Annotated in this window: 13 protein-coding genes and 1 tRNA gene; all 14 read right to left on the bottom strand. The window is 66.9% G+C overall.

Annotated elements, in window-relative coordinates; translation table 11 throughout:
• Positions 1 to 572: 572 nt before the first annotated feature.
• The gene (locus tag MFF40_RS07410; protein ID WP_147897413.1) at positions 573 to 1,673 is read right to left on the bottom strand and encodes a cell wall hydrolase; all 1,101 of its coding nucleotides are present in this window, start codon (positions 1,671 to 1,673) and stop codon (positions 573 to 575) included.
• Between the two features lie 296 nt (positions 1,674 to 1,969).
• Positions 1,970 to 6,178: a DNA-directed RNA polymerase subunit beta' gene (gene rpoC, locus MFF40_RS07405; protein WP_147854853.1), complete on the bottom strand. Its 4,209-nt coding sequence runs from the start codon at positions 6,176 to 6,178 to the stop codon at positions 1,970 to 1,972.
• 172 nt (positions 6,179 to 6,350) lie between these two features.
• On the bottom strand, positions 6,351 to 10,475 hold the full coding sequence (gene rpoB / locus MFF40_RS07400) for a DNA-directed RNA polymerase subunit beta (RefSeq protein WP_147854852.1): 4,125 nt from the start codon (positions 10,473 to 10,475) through the stop codon (positions 6,351 to 6,353).
• A 244-nt stretch (positions 10,476 to 10,719) separates the two neighbouring features.
• Positions 10,720 to 11,097, bottom strand: coding sequence for a 50S ribosomal protein L7/L12 (rplL, locus tag MFF40_RS07395; RefSeq protein WP_147897404.1), 378 nt, complete (start codon positions 11,095 to 11,097; stop codon positions 10,720 to 10,722).
• Positions 11,098 to 11,146: 49 nt separating this feature from the next.
• A complete protein-coding gene (gene rplJ / locus MFF40_RS07390) occupies positions 11,147 to 11,665 on the bottom strand; it encodes a 50S ribosomal protein L10 (RefSeq protein ID WP_007566048.1) in 519 nt (172 codons plus the stop codon).
• A gap of 642 nt (positions 11,666 to 12,307) precedes the next feature.
• Positions 12,308 to 13,951 (bottom strand): B12-binding domain-containing radical SAM protein, encoded by a 1,644-nt coding sequence (locus MFF40_RS07385; protein ID WP_147897405.1) that lies wholly within the window; start codon positions 13,949 to 13,951, stop codon positions 12,308 to 12,310.
• 243 nt (positions 13,952 to 14,194) lie between these two features.
• A complete protein-coding gene (locus MFF40_RS07380; protein WP_147855890.1) occupies positions 14,195 to 14,488 on the bottom strand; it encodes a GIY-YIG nuclease family protein in 294 nt (97 codons plus the stop codon).
• A 325-nt stretch (positions 14,489 to 14,813) separates the two neighbouring features.
• Positions 14,814 to 15,512 (bottom strand): 50S ribosomal protein L1, encoded by a 699-nt coding sequence (gene rplA, locus MFF40_RS07375; protein WP_147855889.1) that lies wholly within the window; start codon positions 15,510 to 15,512, stop codon positions 14,814 to 14,816.
• Positions 15,513 to 15,523: 11 nt separating this feature from the next.
• A complete protein-coding gene (gene rplK / locus MFF40_RS07370) occupies positions 15,524 to 15,973 on the bottom strand; it encodes a 50S ribosomal protein L11 (protein ID WP_147855888.1) in 450 nt (149 codons plus the stop codon).
• Positions 15,974 to 16,196: 223 nt separating this feature from the next.
• Positions 16,197 to 16,730 carry a transcription termination/antitermination protein NusG gene (nusG, locus tag MFF40_RS07365; protein ID WP_007566056.1) on the bottom strand — a complete coding sequence of 178 codons (534 nt, stop codon included), beginning with the start codon at positions 16,728 to 16,730 and terminating at the stop codon, positions 16,197 to 16,199.
• A 109-nt stretch (positions 16,731 to 16,839) separates the two neighbouring features.
• The gene (secE, locus tag MFF40_RS07360) at positions 16,840 to 17,136 is read right to left on the bottom strand and encodes a preprotein translocase subunit SecE (protein WP_147897407.1); all 297 of its coding nucleotides are present in this window, start codon (positions 17,134 to 17,136) and stop codon (positions 16,840 to 16,842) included.
• A gap of 184 nt (positions 17,137 to 17,320) precedes the next feature.
• A tRNA-Trp gene (locus MFF40_RS07355) sits at positions 17,321 to 17,397 on the bottom strand.
• A 157-nt stretch (positions 17,398 to 17,554) separates the two neighbouring features.
• Positions 17,555 to 18,445, bottom strand: coding sequence for a DUF1444 domain-containing protein (locus tag MFF40_RS07350; protein WP_238260061.1), 891 nt, complete (start codon positions 18,443 to 18,445; stop codon positions 17,555 to 17,557).
• A gap of 212 nt (positions 18,446 to 18,657) precedes the next feature.
• On the bottom strand, positions 18,658 to 19,274 hold a 617-nt coding region (locus MFF40_RS07345), incomplete at its 5' end, for an EF-Tu C-terminal domain-related protein (protein WP_283206093.1).

The raw sequence follows: 19,274 nt of genomic DNA, 5'->3' as shown, positions 1-19,274 counted from the left end.
TAAAATTAACCCTCGGTTTGGACTGCTTAGCGATCCACTACCTAGGTAAGATTCTATCGAAGATCGGCGGCAATCCTTAACGCTGTTCGCGAATGCACCGCTTCAGGGACCGATCGGGGCGCGCCCGATTTCGATCGGCGCTCCTCCAACCCGACTCCCCTCCTCCTTCGAGGCCTCCGCTTCGCTCCGTCGCCTCAGGTTGAGGGCTACCGGATTCACAGATCGGGCTCGGCAACACGATCGCAGGGATCAGGCGCGGGTCCCCTCTCCCGTGCGGGAGAGGGGGCGCGTCGCGCCCTATCACAGCCGATGTGTGAACGTCGTAGGGGTGAGGCAGGGGGTGAGCGATGTGTTGATGATTCCGCTCTTGCGGATCACCGTCACGAGGAACCCGAGCGGTGAGTGGTCCGTGACCATCACGCCCGGGCTCGCGTAACACGGAGCTGGCTGGCTACCCAACAAGAGGGTCTGCGGGTGGCACCCAGCGAGCCCTCACCAATGTCATGTGGGCTGGCACCCACGCATGCAAACCCCGTGCGCGTGGATGAGAAGCCGCCACCAATGTGGGCCGCTCAGGTCTGCCCAGGCTTGAGCTGGTAAAAAATGTGCCGCCCGATGACGTCCATCTTGCGCAGGCGCCGGGCCCAGCCCGGCCGCACGTAGTCGGCATGGTAGTGGGTCGCCGCCCCGACCTCGGCCAGGTAGGTCCGGCCCTCGATCACCGAGCGGGCGATCCGGGTGGCGGATTCCCACGCGCCGGCATCGGTGATGCGCAGGGACTTGCCCTCGCACGCGAAGGAGAACTGGCAGCCCATGTAATGATGCCGGTTCTGGTAGACGACGCCGCAGACGCTGCTCGGATAGAGGCCGCTCTTCACCCGGTTGAGCACCACCTGGGCCACCGCGGCGCGACCCGCCTCGGATTCGCTGCGGGCCTCGAAATAGACCGCCTCCGACAGGCAGCGCTGCTCCTTGTCGAGGGATTCCGGGTCGATCAGGTCGGCGTAGCGCCGGCTGGCATCCTCCGGGATCGACTGAAGGATCCCGGGCCGCTCGGGGCGGATCGCGAAATCGGGCAGCGCCAGGCTGGCGGCCGCCACCTCGATCGGGATCGCGTCCGCGGGCGCAGGCGTGGTCGACGACAGGGCGACCGCCCGGGGCACCGGCGGGGTCGAGCCGTCGTAGCGGCGCTCGGTTTCGCCATCCCCGGTGAGGTCGGCGCTGCCCTCGCCCGTGGAGGCGGCGCTGCCGGACCCCGTGGTCAGCCCGAGATCGGGCACGGGCACGAAGCCGCCCTCCGGCTCGGCCTCCGGATCCCAGACCGCCGAGCCCGCGCTCAGCACGCCGCTGACGCTGCCGGTGACGTCGCCGAACACCAGGGCGGCCCCGGTCTCGCGCAGGGCGGCGGCCCGGCGGGCGAAGCTCCCGGCCGGCGGCTGGAACGGGTCGCCCTTGGTCTGGCGCTGCACCACCGGGAACACGTGGGCGCCGGTCTTGAACACGGCCTGGAGCGGCTCGTCGGCGCTGCGCCGCAGCGCGGAACCGATCAGCGCAGTGCCGGGCGGAAGGGCCGGGACCGTGAAGGCGTCGATCGCCCCGAGCCGACTCGACCCGATCGCGTTCTCGGTTCCGGCATCGGCCGTGAACGAGACCAGCAGGCCGAGCCCCGCCATCCAGGGCGTCAAGGCGGCCGAGAGCCAGCGCAGGCTCGATTCCCGTCGTCCTCGTCTCACGCCCACGGCTTCAGACCCGCACCGATGCACCACCGCCGGCTCGATCCTCCCCGTTTCCAGGGCGTTCCGGCGGCCGACGCGGATTTATCGCCCGGCATGGTTGAGCCCCGGTTAAGCCCGCTCCTCGACGGCCGTCCCGGTTTCGGCCCGGCGGCCCGATCCGAGCGCGGGCCACGAAAAAGGGCGGCCCGGAGGCCGCCCTGTCTCATCTCAAGCCTGTCGCGCGTGACGCAGGGTCACTCGGCGGCGGGCGGCAGCCCTTCGATCGGATCCGCGGCGCTGCCGGCCTGCTTCTGCTGCAGGATCATCGCATCGCGACGGCGCGCCACGGCGCGGATGTCGGCCACCATCGAGCCGGTGCCCGCTGGGATGAGCGAGCCGACGATGACGTTCTCCTTGAGGCCTTCCAGATGGTCGACCTTGCCGTTGACCGCCGCCTCGGTGAGCACCCGGGTCGTCTCCTGGAACGAGGCCGCCGAGATGAACGACTTCGTCTGCAGGGACGCCTTGGTGATGCCGAGCAGAACCGGAACGCCCTGGATCGGCTTCTTGCCCTCGGCAAGCAGCTTATCGTTGAACTCGGTCAACTCCGTGCGGTCGATCTGGTCGCCCGCCAGGATGTCCGAGTCGCCGCCGTCGGTCACTTCGACCTTCTGCAGCATCTGCCGGACGATCACCTCGATGTGCTTGTCGTTGATCGACACGCCCTGGAGCCGGTAGACCTCCTGGATCTCGTTGACGAGGTAGGCCGCGAGTTCCTCCACGCCCTTGATCGCCAGGATGTCGTGCGGCGCCGGGTTTCCGTCGACGATGTAGTCGCCGAGCTCCACCACGTCGCCGTCCTGCAGGTGGATGTGCTTGCCCTTCGGGATCAAGTATTCCACCGCCTCCGAGCCGTCATGCGGCGTCAGCGTGAGACGACGCTTGTTCTTGTAGTCGCGGCCGAACGCGATGGTGCCCGACTTCTCGGCGATGATCGCCGCGTCCTTCGGGCGCCGTGCCTCGAACAGCTCCGCCACCCGCGGCAGACCGCCGGTGATGTCGCGGGTCTTGGCCGAGTCGGTCGAGACGCGGGCCAGGATGTCGCCGGCCTGCACCTTGCCGCCCGGATCGAAGCCAATGATGGCATCGACGGGCAGGAAGTAGCGGGCATCCGAGCCGCGCGGCAGCTTCACGGGCTTTCCGTCCCGGTCCACCACCACCATGGCGGGCTTCAGGTCCGAAGTCCGGGCCGAACCGCGCCAGTCGACGACGACGCGCTTGGCGATGCCGGTCGACTCGTCGGTGGTCTCGGTCATGGACTGGCCGTCGACCAGATCCTCGTAGGCCACGATGCCGTCGACCTCGGTGAGGATCGGACGGGTGTAGGGGTCCCACTCGGCGATCCGCTGGCCGCGCTTGATCTTGTCGCCCTCGTCGACCCGGAGCTTGGCGCCGTACTGCAGGCGGTGGACCGCCCGCTCGACCCCGTCCGACCCGACGATCACGACCGCCACGTTCCGGCCGGTGGCGATCAGGTCGCCATCGGTGTTCTTGGCGATCGCGCGGTTGCGGATCTTGATCGTGCCCTCGAAGCTCGACTCGATGAACGACGAGTCGGCGATCTGCGCCGCACCACCGATGTGGAAGGTGCGCATGGTGAGCTGGGTGCCCGGCTCGCCGATCGACTGCGCCGCGATGACGCCGACCGCCTCACCCATGTTGACGGGCGTGCCGCGGGCGAGATCGCGCCCGTAGCAGGTGGCGCAGACGCCGCTCCGGGTGGCGCAGACCAGCACGGAGCGGATCTTCACCTCCTGGATGCCCGCAGCCTGGATGGCCGGCAGGTGCCGCTCCTCGATGGTCTCGCCGGTCTTCACGATCACCGTGCCGTCGGCCGAGACCAGGTCTTCGGCCGTGGCGCGGCCGAGGATGCGGGTCGCCAGCGTCGCCACGACCTGGCCGGCATCCACGATGGCGCGCATCTTGATGCCGTTGGTCGTGCCGCAATCGACCTCGCGGATGACCGCGTCCTGAGCCACGTCGACGAGGCGGCGGGTCAGGTAGCCGGAGTTGGCGGTCTTCAGGGCGGTGTCGGCGAGGCCCTTACGGGCACCGTGCGTGGAGTTGAAGTACTCCAGCACGTCCAGACCTTCCTTGAAGTTCGAGATGATCGGCGTCTCGATGATCTCGCCCGAGGGCTTGGCCATCAGGCCGCGCATGGCGGCGAGCTGCTTCATCTGGGCGGGCGAACCACGGGCGCCCGAGTGGCTCATCATGTAGATCGAGTTGACCTGCTTGTCGGCACCGTTCTCGTCCTTCTGGACGCTCGAGATGCGGTTCATCATCTCGGCGGCCAGCTTGTCCGAGCACTTGGCCCAGGCATCCACGACCTTGTTGTACTTCTCGCCCTGGGTGATCAGGCCGTCGTTGTACTGCTGCTCGTAGTCCTTCACGAGCGTGCGCGTGGTGTCGACGATCGACCACTTGTTGTCCGGCACGACCATGTCGTCCTTGCCGAACGAGATGCCGGCCTTGAACGCGTGGTTGAAGCCGAGGCCCATGATCCGATCACAGAAGATCACCGACTCCTTCTGACCGCAGTGGCGGTAGACGGTGTCGATCATCGCCGAGATCTCCTTCTTGGTCATCAGCTTGTTGACGACGTCGAAGGGAACCTTGGCGTGCTTCGGCAGCGCGCCGGACAGGATCACCCGGCCGGGCGTGGTGTCGTAGGTCTTGGTCAGCGGCTCGCCGTCCGGGCCGATGCCGTTCCAGCGCCACTTGATCTTGGTGTGCAGCGACACGGTCTTGGCCGCGAGCGCGTGCTCCAGCTCGCCCATGTCGCCGAAGACGCCCTGCATCGGGTTCTTGGGGTTGTCCGGATTGAACGCCCCCTTCGAGCCCTCGGCCACGATCGACAGGTAGTAGAGGCCGAGCACGATATCCTGCGACGGCACGATGATCGGCTGACCGTTGGCCGGGTGCAGGATGTTGTTGGTCGACATCATCAGGACGCGGGCTTCCAGCTGCGCCTCGAGCGACAGCGGGACGTGCACGGCCATCTGGTCGCCGTCGAAGTCAGCGTTGAACGCGGCGCAGACCAGCGGGTGCAGCTGGATCGCCTTGCCCTCGATCAGCTTCGGCTCGAAGGCCTGGATGCCGAGGCGGTGGAGCGTCGGCGCGCGGTTCAGCATCACCGGGTGCTCGCGGATCACCTCATCGAGGATGTCCCAGACCTCCGGCTTTTCTTTCTCGACCAGTTTCTTGGCCTGCTTCACCGTTGCGGAGAAGCCCTTGGCGTCCAGCCGCGCGTAGATGAACGGCTTGAACAGCTCGAGCGCCATCTTCTTCGGCAGGCCGCACTGGTGCAGCTTCAGCTCGGGGCCGACCACGATGACCGAGCGGCCCGAGTAGTCGACGCGCTTGCCGAGCAGGTTCTGGCGGAACCGGCCCTGCTTGCCCTTCAGCATGTCGGCGAGCGACTTCAGCGGGCGCTTGTTGGCACCCGTGATGACGCGGCCGCGGCGGCCGTTGTCGAACAATGCGTCCACGGCCTCCTGCAGCATCCGCTTCTCGTTGCGGATGATGATGTCGGGGGCGCGCAGCTCGATCAGCCGCTTCAGGCGGTTGTTGCGGTTGATGACGCGGCGGTAGAGGTCGTTCAGGTCGGAGGTGGCGAAGCGGCCGCCATCCAGCGGGACCAGCGGGCGCAGGTCCGGCGGGATCACCGGGACGACGGTGAGGATCATCCACTCCGGCTTGTTGCCGGACATCTGGAACGCCTCGATGATCTTGAGGCGCTTCAGGAGCTTCTTCGGCTTCAGCTCCGAGGTGGTGACCGCGATCTCTTCGCGCAGATCGTTGGCGATCTTGTCGAGGTCGAGTTCCTGCAGGATCCGGCGGATGGCCTCGGCGCCGATCATGGCGGTGAAGCTGTCCTCGCCGTACTCCTCCTGGGCGCGCAGGTACTCCTCCTCCGACAGGAGCTGACGCTCCTTGAGGGGGGTGAGGCCCGGCTCGATGACGCAGTAGGACTCGAAGTACAGGATCCGCTCGAGGTCCTTGAGGGCCATGTCGAGCAGAAGGCCGATGCGCGAGGGCAGCGACTTCAGGAACCAGATGTGGGCGACCGGGGCGGCCAGCTCGATATGGCCCATGCGGTCGCGCCGGACGCGCGCCAGCGTCACCTCGACGCCGCACTTCTCACAGATGACGCCCTTGTACTTCATGCGCTTGTACTTGCCGCACAAGCACTCGTAATCCTTGATCGGCCCGAAGATACGCGCGCAGAACAGGCCGTCGCGCTCGGGCTTGAAGGTCCGGTAGTTGATGGTCTCGGGCTTCTTGATCTCGCCGTACGACCAGGAGAGGATCTTCTCCGGCGACGAGATCGAAATCTTGATCTGATCGAAGCTGACCGGGGTGGCCTGCTGATTGAAAAGGTTCATGACCTCTTGGTTCATGATCCGCTCCTTGTTGACGCCGGTGGCCCCGCGCCGGGCCCTCGTGTCCTGAAAAAGATCCGGCGCCGCGCCCTGCTCAGGCGCCGCTGGCCGTCGTCACCCGGAGGCCCCGCCCCTCCCCGCTCGACCGTGGCGGCTGGATGCCGCCACGGGAGGTGTTGTCGCGACTCCGCTACTCGGCGGCGTCGGCCGGCGGCTCCAGCTGGTCGTTCGCGGCCTTCTTGGAGGACGTCAGCTCGACGTTGAGGCCGAGCGAGCGCATCTCCTTGACGAGCACGTTGAACGATTCGGGGATGCCGGCCTCGAAGGTGTCGTCGCCGCGGACGATCGCCTCGTAGACCTTGGTGCGGCCGGCCACGTCGTCCGACTTCACCGTGAGCATCTCCTGCAGCGTGTAGGCGGCGCCGTAGGCCTCCAGCGCCCAGACCTCCATCTCGCCGAAGCGCTGACCGCCGAACTGCGCCTTGCCGCCCAGCGGCTGCTGGGTGACGAGCGAGTACGGGCCGATCGACCGGGCGTGGATCTTGTCGTCCACCAGGTGGTGCAGCTTCAGCATGTAGATGTAGCCCATCGTTACCTTGCGGTCGAAGGGCTCGCCGGAGCGGCCATCGTAGAGGGTCGACTGCGCCGAGCGGTCGAGGCCGGCCATCTCGAGCATCTGCTCGATGTCGGCCTCCTTGGCGCCGTTGAACACCGGGGTGGCCATCGGCACGCCGCGACGGACGTTGTTGCCGGCCTCCGCCAACTCCTCGTCGGTCAGGCCGTCGAGTTCGCCCGGGGAGTAGATCGCCTCCATCTCCTGACGCAGCGGCGCGATGTCGTGCGACTTCAGATAGGCATCCACCGCCTTGGAGACCTTGCGACCCAGGCCCGCAGCCGCCCAGCCCAGGTGCGTCTCCAGGATCTGGCCGACGTTCATGCGCGAGGGCACGCCCAGCGGGTTGAGCACGATGTCGGCATGGGTCCCGTCCTCCAGGAACGGCATGTCCTCGATCGGCACGATCCGCGACACGACACCCTTGTTGCCGTGACGGCCGGCCATCTTGTCGCCCGGCTGGATTTTGCGCTTCACCGCCACGAAGACCTTGACCATCTTCATGACGCCGGGGGGCAGCTCGTCGCCGCGCTGCAGCTTCTCGACCTTGTCGAGGAAGCGCTGCTCAAGGCGCTTCTTCGACTCGTCGTACTGCTTCTGCATCGCCTCCATCTCGGTCATGAGACGGTCTTCGATGACGGCGAACTGCCACCATTGCGAGCGCGGGTAGTCGTTGATCAGTTCGCGGGTGAGCGTGGTGTCCTTCTTGAAGCCCTTCGGGCCGGCCACCGGCGCCTGACCGATCAGCACATCCGCCAAACGGGCGTAGGTGTTGCGGTCGAGGATCGCCTGCTCGTCGTCGCGGTCCTTGGCGAGCCGCTCGATCTCCTCGCGCTCGATCGCCTGGGCGCGCTCGTCCTTGTCGACGCCGTGGCGGTTGAACACCCGGACCTCGACGATCGTGCCGGTGACGCCCGGCGGCACCCGCAGGGAGGTGTCGCGCACGTCCGAGGCCTTCTCGCCGAAGATGGCGCGCAGGAGCTTCTCCTCCGGCGTCATCGGGCTCTCGCCCTTCGGGGTGATCTTGCCGACCAAGATGTCGCCGGCATTCACCTCGGCACCGATGTAGACGATGCCGGCCTCGTCGAGGTTCTTGAGCGCTTCCTCGGAGACGTTCGGGATGTCGCGGGTGATCTCCTCCGGCCCGAGCTTGGTGTCGCGGGCCATCACCTCGAACTCCTCGATGTGGATCGAGGTGAACACGTCATCCTTCACGATCCGCTCGGAGAGCAGGATCGAGTCTTCGAAGTTGTAGCCGTTCCACGGCATGAACGCGACGAGCACGTTCCGGCCGAGCGCCAGCTCGCCGAACTCGGTCGAGGGACCGTCGGCGATGATCTCGCCCTTCTTCACCGGCTCGCCGACGCGGACCAGCGGCTTCTGCGTGATGCAGGTCGACTGGTTGGAGCGCTGGAACTTCTGCAGGCGGTAGATGTCGACGCCCGGCTTCGTGGCGTCGGCCTCCTCGGTGGCCCGGATGACGATACGGGTGGCGTCCACCTGATCGACGATGCCGGAGCGGCGCGCCGCGATGGCCGCGCCGGAATCGCGGGCGACCACCGCCTCCATGCCGGTGCCGACGAACGGCGCGTCGGCGCGGACCAGCGGCACGGCCTGCCGCTGCATGTTCGAGCCCATGAGGGCGCGGTTGGCGTCGTCGTTCTCGAGGAACGGGATCAGCGCCGCGGCCACCGAGACGAGCTGCTTGGGCGAGACGTCCATGAGGTCGACGCGCTCGGGACCGACGACGATCACGTCGCCGGCGCGGCGGCAGACCACGAGGTCCTCCGTCAGCTTCTTGTTCTCGTCCATCTGGGCGTTGGCCTGGGCGACGTAGTACTTCGCCTCCTCCATGGCCGAGAGGTAGGCGACCTCATTGGTGACCACGCCGTCGCGCACGCGGCGGAACGGGGTCTCGATGAAGCCGTACTTGTTCACCCGGGCGAAGGTCGCCAGAGAGTTGATCAGGCCGATGTTCGGGCCTTCCGGCGTCTCGATCGGGCAGATGCGGCCGTAATGCGTCGGGTGCACGTCGCGCACCTCGAAGCCGGCGCGCTCGCGGGTCAGACCGCCTGGGCCGAGCGCCGAGAGGCGGCGCTTGTGCGTCACCTCGGAGAGCGGGTTGGTCTGATCCATGAACTGCGAGAGCTGCGACGAGCCGAAGAACTCGCGCACCGCCGCGGCCGCGGGCTTCGCGTTGATCAGGTCCTGCGGCATCACCGTGTCGATATCGACCTGGCTCATGCGCTCGCGGATCGCGCGCTCCATGCGGAGCAGCCCGAGGCGGTACTGGTTCTCCATCAGCTCGCCGACCGAGCGGACGCGACGGTTGCCGAGGTGATCGATGTCGTCGATCTCGCCCTTGCCGTCGCGCAGCTCGACCAGCGCCTTGACGACGGCCAGCATGTCCTCCTTGCGGAGGGTGCGGACGGTGTCGGCGGCGTCGAGGTCGAGGCGCATGTTCATCTTCACGCGGCCGACCGCGGAGAGGTCGTAGCGCTCGGAATCGAAGAACAGCGAGTGGAACATCGCCTCGGCGGTGTCGAGGGTCGGCGGCTCGCCCGGGCGCATGACCCGGTAGATGTCGAACAGCGCGCCTTCGCGGTTGGAGTTCTTGTCCACCGCCAGCGTGTTGCGGATGTAGGGGCCGACATTGACGTGGTCGATGTCGAGCACCGGCAGCTCGATGATGCCGACCTCGTCGAGGCTCTTCAGGAGCTTCTCGGAGATCTCCTCGCCGGCCTCGGCCCAGATCTCGCCGGTCTCGGTGTTGACCAGGTCCTCGGCGATGTACTGGCCGACCAGATCCTCGTCGGTGGCCTTGAGGTACTTGGTGCCCTTGTCGGTGATCTGACGGGCGTTGCGGGCGTTGAGCTTCTTGCCGGCCTCGAGCACGACCTCGCCGGAATCGGCGTCGATCAGGTCGACCGTGGCCTTCATGCCCTTCATCCGCTCGGGGTCGAACGGCACGCGCCACTCGGCGCCGTCGCGGTCGTAGACTACGCGGTTGTAGAAGGTCGACAGGATCTCCTCGCCGTCCAGCCCGAGGGCGTAGAGCAGCGAGGTCGCCGGCAGCTTGCGCTTGCGGTCGATGCGGACGTGCACGATGTCCTTGGCGTCGAACTCGACGTCGAGCCAGGAGCCGCGATACGGGATGATGCGGGCGGCGAACAGGAGCTTGCCCGACGAGTGGGTCTTGCCCTTGTCGTGGTCGAAGAACACGCCCGGCGAGCGGTGCATCTGCGAGACGATGACGCGCTCGGTGCCGTTGACGATGAAGGTGCCGTTCTCCGTCATCAGGGGCATGTCGCCCATGTAGACGTCCTGCTCCTTGATGTCCTTGACCGACTTGGCCTGGGTGTCCGGATCGACATCGAACACGATCAGCCGCAGGGTCACCTTCAGCGGGGCCGCGAAGGTGATGCCGCGCTGGCGGCACTCATCGACGTCGTATTTCGGCTGCTCGAAGGTGTAGCGCACGAACTCGAGCAGGGCCGTCGAGGCGAAGTCCGAGATCGGGAACACCGACTTGAACACGCTCTGGAGGCCTTCATCGCCGCGGCCGCCCTCCGGCTCGTCGACCATGAGGAACTGGTCGTAGGATGCCTTCTGAACCTCGATGAGGTTCGGCATCTCGGCGACTTCCTTGATCTTGCCGAAGAACTTCCGAATGCGCTTGCGACCGACCAGCGTGTTGGCCATGTGAACTCGCTCCATCCCGCGTGCCTCGCGCCCGGGGAAGCGTTCCCGACAGGGACCTCCCGCACCGGACTGTGACGCGCGCCCCGCCGGACCGCGCCACCGAACCGAATCTCTCTGGCCCGTTTTCAGGGCCCTCCGCCGAAGCGGCCTAAAGCCCGCGGGTGCTGCACCCGCGGGCTCCAGTCACGATAGGCCCACGATGGACCTCCGTGGGGTGATGGGCCGGATCCGGCCCATCGGCGACTTACTTGAGCTCGACCTTGGCGCCGGCCTTCTCGAGCTGGGCCTTGAGCTTCTCGGCCTCGTCCTTGGTGACGCTCTCCTTGACCGGCTTCGGAGCGCCCTCGACGAGGTCCTTGGCCTCCTTGAGGCCGAGGCCGGTGATCGCGCGGACCTCCTTGATGACCTCGATCTTCTTGTCGCCAGCGGCGGCGAGCACGACCGTGAACTCGGTCTGCTCCTCGACGGCGGCGGCGGCGCCACCGGCGGCCGGGCCGGCGGCGACGGCGACGGCGGCAGCAGCCGAGACGCCCCACTTCTCTTCGAGCATCTTGGCCAGGTCGGCGGCCTCGAGAACGGTCAGCGAGGACAGGTCGTCGACGAGCTTGGCAAGATCAGCCATTTTCAATTCCTCTCAGATATCGGTTCGAACGATGGGTTTTTGAAGGGCCTCAAGCGGCCTCGTCCTTGGTGGCATAGGCCCCGAACACGCGGGCGAGCTTGGCCGCCGGCGCATTGACGACCTGAGCGATCTTGGTCGCGGGCGCCTGTACCAGGCCCACGATCTTGGCGCGCAGTTCGTCGAGGGACGGGAGCGAGGCGAGGGCCTTCACGCCGTCCGGGTTCAGGGTTGTCTTCCCCATCGCGCCGCCAAGGATCACGAGCTTGTCGTTCGTCTTGGCGAAATCGACCGCGACCTTCGCGGCTGCGACCGGGTCGCCGGAATAGGCGAGCAGGGTCGGGCCCTTCAGGAGCGGCTTGATGGAGGCGACGTCCGTACCATCGAGTGCGATGCCGGCGAGGCTGTTCTTGGCGACCTTCACGGTGGCGCCGGCCTGCTTCATCTGCGAGCGCAGCTTCTGCATGTCGGCGACCGTGAGGCCCTTGTAGTGGGCCACGACGACGACGGCGCTCTGATTGAACACGCCGTTGAGCGTCGAGACGAGGTCAGCTTTTGCTGTCCGGTCCACTGGGCTCTCTCCGGTTGGCGGAACCCGGAATCGGGTCCGCCGGTTGCACATGCCGCCCGGACGTCGTCTCGGCCTTCAAGAGACCGGGAACGTCCGAACGACGCTTCGCGGCCCTGTCCCCGCACGTGCCCGCGAGGGCCGCTTCGGGTGAGTTGGTTCAAACCGACACCCCTCCGCGGCGTATGCCGCAGCGAGGCTTTTCCTAAGTTCGGTCTTCCCCGTCTGTGCAGGTTGGGCGTTGATTAAGCCGGCGAACCGGCACCTGCAGTCTCGGACAGGACATAGCCGGACAAGGCTCCGCGGGGCTCGTCGCCCTCAGGATCCTGCCGGCTATTGCCACCCGGTTGCCCGGGCGACATTTCATGCGGAAACCGGCCGATTGGCCGTCTCCTTCCGTGAGGATGAAATGCGTAAGGCGCGGTGTATAGAGGCTAGCAAGCCGCCTGCCAAGGGCTGAAGCGCGACTTTTCCGCCGCAGGCAAGGGCTGGCGTGGGAGACCGGCTTGGGACGCATGGACGGTCCGTCGCCGACTCGGCCCAGAGGTATCACCGGACGCGCAAACCGGGAGCACGCATGCTCCCGGTTTGGATCGGTATCGGCGTCGATAGCCCTCCCGTACCTTAACGTGCCAAGCCCGAAGGCTACGCCGCCTCGCGCTCCGGCACCAGTTTGCGCCGCGCAGTCTCCCACCACGAACGCCGCCGCGCATCCTCGGCCTCCGCGGCCTTGGCCGCGTAGAACGAGGCGTTGTGCTCGCCCCGCAGGGCCTCGCGGGTGAAGCGGATCAGGTGGTGGGCGACGAAGCCCATGTTGAACACCGCCTCGATCTGCCCGCGCTTGAGCGCGTAGCCGGCGGCGCTCCAGAACGGCCTGCGGTAATCGGAGAGCAGCCCGACCCGCGTGATGATGTTGAAGCCGAGGATCAGGCCGCGGCGCAGGTTCGTGAAGGTGAGCTTGCCCTTGGTCGGGGTCTTGATCCGGTTCCGGTAGGTGGTTTCGCACTGGTGCTTGAACCGGGAGAAGAGCTGCTCCGGCTCGTAGGCATGGGCGATCGCCCGGCGCCAGCTCGACACGACGGTGTCGTGCGGGCGCTTGAACAGGACGTTCGATTCCAGCGCCGCATCGTGGACCAGGCGCCCCTCGCGCTCCAGCCGGTCCCAGAGCGGGGTCTTGGGCAGGGCCTGGAGGAGGTTGATGGTCAGCACCGGGATCGCCGACTTGTCGATGAAGTCGATCAGGTTCTGCTCGGACTTGTCGCTGTCGGTATCGAGCCCCAGGATGATGCCCGAGGTGACTTCGAGCCCGTAGGAATTGAGCGTCTCGATCGCCTCGTACATCGGCACGGCGGCGTTGTGGGTCTTGTCGATGCCCTTGAGCGCGTCGGCCTCGGGCGTCTCGATCCCGACGAACACGGTCATGAAGTTGGCCTGGCGCATCAGCTCGAGGATTTCGGGCTGCTTGGCCATGTTCAGGGTCGCCTCGCAGGCGAATTGCAGCGGGTAGTCGTTCTTCTTCTGCCACGCCACGAGATGGGGCAGCATCTCGCGGGTCGCCTTGCGGTTGGCGATGAAGTTGTCGTCCACGAAGTAGACCACCGCCGGGTGGCCGGGCTGGCTGATGATCGCGTCCAGCTCGGCGCACATCTGCTCGGGGCTCTTCAGCCGGGGCTGACGGCCGTAGAGCTGCGGGATGTCGCAGAACTCGCAGCGATACGGGCAGCCGGACGAGAATTGCAGCGAACCGATCAGGTAGCGCTTGAGCGGCGCGGCCTCGTAGGCCGGGGCCGGGAAGTCCGAGAGCGCGAGCCGCTCACCGGTCTCGAACACCACCTGCTGGGTCGGACGGGTAATGTCTGCATCGAGCCGTTCGATCAGCCGGTCGGTGGCGTCGCCGATCTCGCCGACGTGGAGATAATCGAAGTCCGGATATTTTTCCCGGGCGCCGGACACCGAGGGGCCGCCGAGCGCCGCGACCTTGCCGGCCGCGTGGGCGCGCCGGCCGATGTCGTGGATCTGGCCCTCCTGGATGTGCATCCCGGAGACGAACACCGCGTCGGCCCAGGCGAAATCCTGGGCGGAGGCGCGCCGGATGTTCTCGTCGATAAAGCGGTACTCCCAGCTCTCGGGCATGTAGGCCGCGATCACCAGAAGGCCCTGCGGGGGCATGAACGCCTTGACGCCGCCCATCAGCGGATAGGCGTGCGAAAACGTGCCGAACGAGGGCGTGTAGGCGGGGAAGACGCAGAGGATGCGTCGACGGGTCGTGACGGAGACTGTGCTGCGCATGAGGGCTATCTAGCACAGCCGCGCGGGATGGCGCCCCCCTTCGATGTTGAGAATGACGTGAAGGGCGGTGCTAAAGAGCCGCTGCTCGGCGACACTTACGCTGGGTCCCGGATCAGGTTCCGCTTCGCTGCACCTGTCCGGGAAAAGGGCGGTGCAGGATGAACCGCGACGCCCTTTCCCGGGCGCATGCAGCGCTAGCGGAATGCGACCCGGGACCCAGCGCAGGACGCGCCGCGCAGCGGCTCAAAACCCGAGATCCTCGTAGAGATCGCGCCAAGCCGGGTTGAATGCCTCGATCAGCGCGAGCTTCCACGCACGGCGCCAGCGCTTGATCGCATACTCCCGGATGCGGGCACCGATGATGCGGGAGTACTCTTCGTACCAAACCAGCATCGTCACGCCGTAGTCACGGGTGAACCCCGGCATCGCACCGGTGCGATGCTCATAGACGCGCCGGGCGAGGTCGGTCGTTGAGCCGGTGTAGAGCGTTCCGTTCCGCCGACTGGCGAGCATGTAGACGTGGGACCGGCGCTCCATCACCCACCTCCCCAGCACGGCAGGCGGATATGATGAAGCTTTGCCGATTCGACGACACCTTTTCCCGGGCGCATGCGGCGCTAGCGGAATGCGACCCGGGACCCAGCGCATCAAGATAAGGCGCTGACTTGCTACAACGTGGCTCCTCAACTGAGCCGCTACGCGGCACATTTCTAAGCTGGGTCCCGGATCACCTTCCACTGTCGTTCCAGGCGTCCGGGAAAGGGGAGCGCCTCATCCGCAAAGGAGTTTTGCGCCGAGGCCCCCAACGCAAAACGCCCGGCCGTCTCCGGCCGGGCGCTTCGTAAGGATGGTGCGTCGAAGATCAGGCGGTCAGGACCGTGTTCGGCTCGACCTTCACGCCCGGGCCCATCGTCGAGGTGACGGCGATGCGCTGGACGTAGGTGCCCTTGGCGCCCGCCGGCTTGGCCTTGGCGACCGCGTCGGCGAAAGCCTTGATGTTCTCGATCAGCTTGTCGGCGTCGAACGAGACCTTACCGACGCCGGCATGGACGATCCCGGCCTTCTCGACGCGGAACTCCACCGAGCCGCCCTTGGCGCCGGCCACGGCGGTCTTCACGTCCATGGTAACGGTGCCGACCTTCGGGTTCGGCATCAGGCCGCGCGGGCCCAGCACCTTACCGAGACGGCCGACCAGCGGCATCATGTCCGGGGTGGCGATGCAGCGGTCGAACTCGATCTTGCCGCTCTGGACGATCTCCAGGAGATCCTCGGCGCCGACGATGTCGGCACCCGCCGCCTTGGCGTCGTCCGCCTTGGCGCCGCGGGCGAAGACCGCCACGCGGACCGTCCGGCCGGAGCCGTTCGGCAGGTTGCAGACGCCGCGGACCATCTGGTCGGCGTGACGCGGATCGACGCCGAGGTTCATCGAGACCTCGACGGTCTCGTCGAACTTCGCGGTCGCCCGCTCCTTGACCAGCTTGATCGCCTCGTCGAGCGGGTAGAGCTTGGTCACCTCGATGCCCTCGCGGGCCGCGCGGATGCGCTTTCCTTCGCGTGCCATGATGTCCTCCCTCAGGCCGTGATTTCGAGGCCCATGGCCCGGGCAGAGCCGCGGATCATGGCGACGGCCGCATCGACCGAGTCGCAGTTGAGGTCGGGCATCTTCTTCTCGGCGATCTCGCGCAGCTGCGCCTCGGAGATCTTGCCGACAACCGGGCCCTTACCGGGGGTCTTCGAGCCGGAGGCCGGCTTCTTGCCGATCTTCAGGCCGACGGCCTTCTTCAGGAAGAAGGTGACCGGCGGCTGCTTCATCTCGAAGGTGAAGGAGCGGTCCTGATACGCGGTGATGATCACCGGGATCGGGGTACCCTTCTCCATCTGCGCCGTCTTCGCGTTGAAGGCCTTGCAGAATTCCATGATGTTGAGGCCGCGCTGACCGAGCGCGGGACCGATCGGGGGCGACGGGTTCGCCGCGCCGGCCGGGACCTGAAGCTTCACGTAGCCCGTGATCTTCTTCGCCATGGGATATCTCCCAAACTGCGTCCGCCGCCGGGCTGCCTAGGCGCGGGCGGGTCGGACGATGACAGGTCGCGGTGCGATCCGTGGATCCCGGAGGCGAGGCCGGGCGGATCTTCCGCGGGTGAGACCGCCCCTTTGCAGGGTGCGGCCGCTTCACGGCCGAGGCTGAACGCCGGCCGGAAGAGGATGGACGGCCGAAAAACCGGCCGCCGAAAACGTGCGTGCCTCAGGCCTTCTCGACCTGGGCGTATTCCAGCTCCACCGGCGTGGCCCGGCCGAAGATCGACACGGCCACCTTGAGACGGGAGCGGGCCTCGTCGATCTCCTCGACGGTGCCGTTGAAGCTCGCGAACGGGCCGTCGGCGACCCGGACGGTCTCGCCGATCTCGAACGCGATCGACGGCTTCGGCCGATCGACGCCCTCGGCGACCTGGCCCTTGATCCGCTCGGCCTCGGCGTCGGGGATCGGAACCGGCTTCGACTTGTCGGCCCCGAGGAAACCCGTGACCTTCGGGGTGTTCTTGATGAGGTGGTAGACCTCGTCGGTCAGGTCGCACTTCACCAGCACGTAGCCGGGGAAGAACTTGCGCTCGGCATCGACCTTCCGGCCGCGGCGCACCTCGACGACCTTCTCGGTCGGGACCATCACCTCGTCGAACAGCTCGGTCAGCCCGCGCTGGGCCGCCTGGTCCTTGATGGACTGCGCGACCTTGTTCTCGAAGTTCGAGTAGGCGTGGACGATGTACCAGCGCTTCGACACGGTTCCGTTCAACTCCGACAAGTCCGCGAGGTCTCCCCCGGATCGATATCGCCCCCCTCAACGCATCACCTTTTCCCGAAAGCCGGAGGCCACCTTTCGGGACGATGCTCTAGAGGCCGAGCACGAGGCCCACCACGAAGCGCAGGGCCTGGTCGACCACCGTGAAGAACAGGCTGGTGACCACGACCATCACGAACACCATGATGGTGGTGATCGTGGTTTCCCGGCGGGACGGCCAGGTGACCTTGCGGGCCTCGTCGCGGACCTGGGAGAAGAACTCGCCGGGCGTCGCGCGCTTCTGCGGCACCTTGGCGGGCGTGGCCGGACGCGCCGGCGGCGTGTTCGCGGGACCGCGAGCCGCGCCGCGCGCCACATCCACCTTCTTGGTCGCTTCGTTCGATGCCATGGCGCCAGTGTTTTTTGCGTGCGCGGGCCCGAGGCAGGGCCTGCTTCCGGGAACGCGAACATCCGGCGCCGAGGGCCTGGGGAGGCCCGCACCGACGGTCGCTTCAGATCTCGGATTGCGCCCGCTCTAGCGCAACTCCGCCGGCTTGTCGACCGGGCGACCGCGCGGGGTTGGGTGAGATGTCTGGCAGGAGTGGAGGGACTCGAACCCGCAACCTCCGGTTTTGGAGACCGGCGCTCTGACCAGTTGAGCTACACTCCTAGCGTTCTGCCAAATGCCCGATTGCGGCGGCGCTTGCAAGAGGTTCGGCGACACGGACAGGCCCGAGAAAGCAAAATGCGGCCCTCGCGGGCCTGTCCGTCCCACCCGATCATGACCGGAGCGGCGGGTCCTTCGGGCATCCCGCGGCTGCGCAGCGTCAACGGCCGTGATCCGCGCGCTCCGCAGCGGTCAAGGGACGCAATCCGTTTCGGTCGAAGTGGAACAGGTCGTCGCTGCGACCGTAGGGGCCGGCCCGCATCTGCTTGGTCGCCTCTGCGGCCAGTTCGTGCCGCGCAGCGCTATCGGCGGGCCAGGCCATCAGCGCATTCCGGGTCGGAGCGGTCAGGGTGATGCTGTCCGCCTTCAAGGCGCGGCGCATCTGATCGAGGTAGTCCGGCACCAGCAGCCGCGCGGCGTCGTAATCGTCGCCCGAATCGGCGATGGCGAAGATCGGCGTGTCATCCCCGACGCCGAGGCTGAACGGAGCATCCTTCGAGGTTGCCGCGAGGTTCTTGACGGCGGTCGACTCCACCAGGGCGGGCTCGACATGCCAGCCCGCGAGCATCGCGCGGGTCACGTATTGGTACCGCTTCGGTTCATCGAGTACGTAGACGACGAACAGCGTCTCGGAAAACCGACGGCGGGCAATCTCCGGGCGCTGGTGAAGGATCTCTTCCGGCACGAGTTGCACGCGCAGCCGCGATTGGATGGCCGCGAAATCCCCGGGATCCGTCGCGGGCTGGGACCGCGCCAGAACGTCGGCGATGAATTCTGCGATGGCCCGTCGGCGTTCCGAGCCGGTGAGCCTGGCAACGCGCGGGTACAGGTTTGTGAGGGCGATCGTCCTGGGCCCGACATTGATCTGCCCCGGATCGGAATCGAGACGGATCTCGGCCGCCGGTTGCAGAACCCGGACCAGCGCCGCCACCTCGTCGCGGAATCGCCCGTCGCTCAAATCATCGGCGCGCGCCCCACCGAGCGCGATTGGGGCCCCGGTACAGATCAGGACCAGCAAATCCAGGGCGCGGCGAAGAAGACCAGCGGACATATGAGTCTCCACCGGAGCACGGTCGAGACATGACAAAGCAGCGCCGGCGCTCCGTCAAGACGAAGGCCGGCGGGAATCACATCAGATCTGCAGATTGGCACCTGGCATCCCGGCCGGACCGGGACATGTTCACGCCGCGATGAGACGCAAGCTGCGAAAGGTACGCCGTCTGGCGGATCGGCGCGCCTCGCGACGCGCCGATCCGTCCTGGCTTAGTCGTTGATGGCGGCTACGACGCCGGCGCCGACGGTGCGGCCGCCCTCGCGGATGGCGAAGCGCAGCTTCTCCTCCATGGCCACCGGCACGATCAGCGTGACGTCCATGGTCACGTTGTCGCCCGGCATCACCATCTCGGTGCCCTCCGGCAGCTCGCACACCCCGGTCACATCCGTGGTCCGGAAGTAGAACTGCGGCCGGTAGTTGGTGAAGAACGGCGTGTGGCGGCCGCCCTCCTCCTTGGTCAGGATGTACGCCTCGGCCTTGAACTTGGTGTGCGGCTTCACCGAACCCGGCTTGCACACGACCTGGCCGCGCTCCACGTCCTCGCGCTTGGTCCCGCGCAGCAGCACGCCGACGTTGTCGCCCGCCTGGCCCTGGTCGAGCAGCTTGCGGAACATCTCCACGCCGGTCACCGTCGTGGTCGTGGTCGCCCGGATCCCGACGATCTCCACCGTCTCGCCGACCTTGACGATGCCGCGCTCGACGCGACCCGTCACCACGGTACCGCGGCCCGAGATCGAGAACACGTCCTCGATCGGCATCAGGAACGGCAGGTCGATCGGACGCTCCGGCTGCGGGATGTAGGCATCCACCGTCGCCATCAGCGCCA

Origin of the sequence: Methylobacterium mesophilicum, assembly GCF_022179445.1 — a bacterium.
GTDB classification, from domain to species: domain Bacteria; phylum Pseudomonadota; class Alphaproteobacteria; order Rhizobiales; family Beijerinckiaceae; genus Methylobacterium; species Methylobacterium mesophilicum.
Note: the sequence above shows the minus strand (reverse complement) of the source record. Positions and strands in the feature narration are given on the sequence as shown.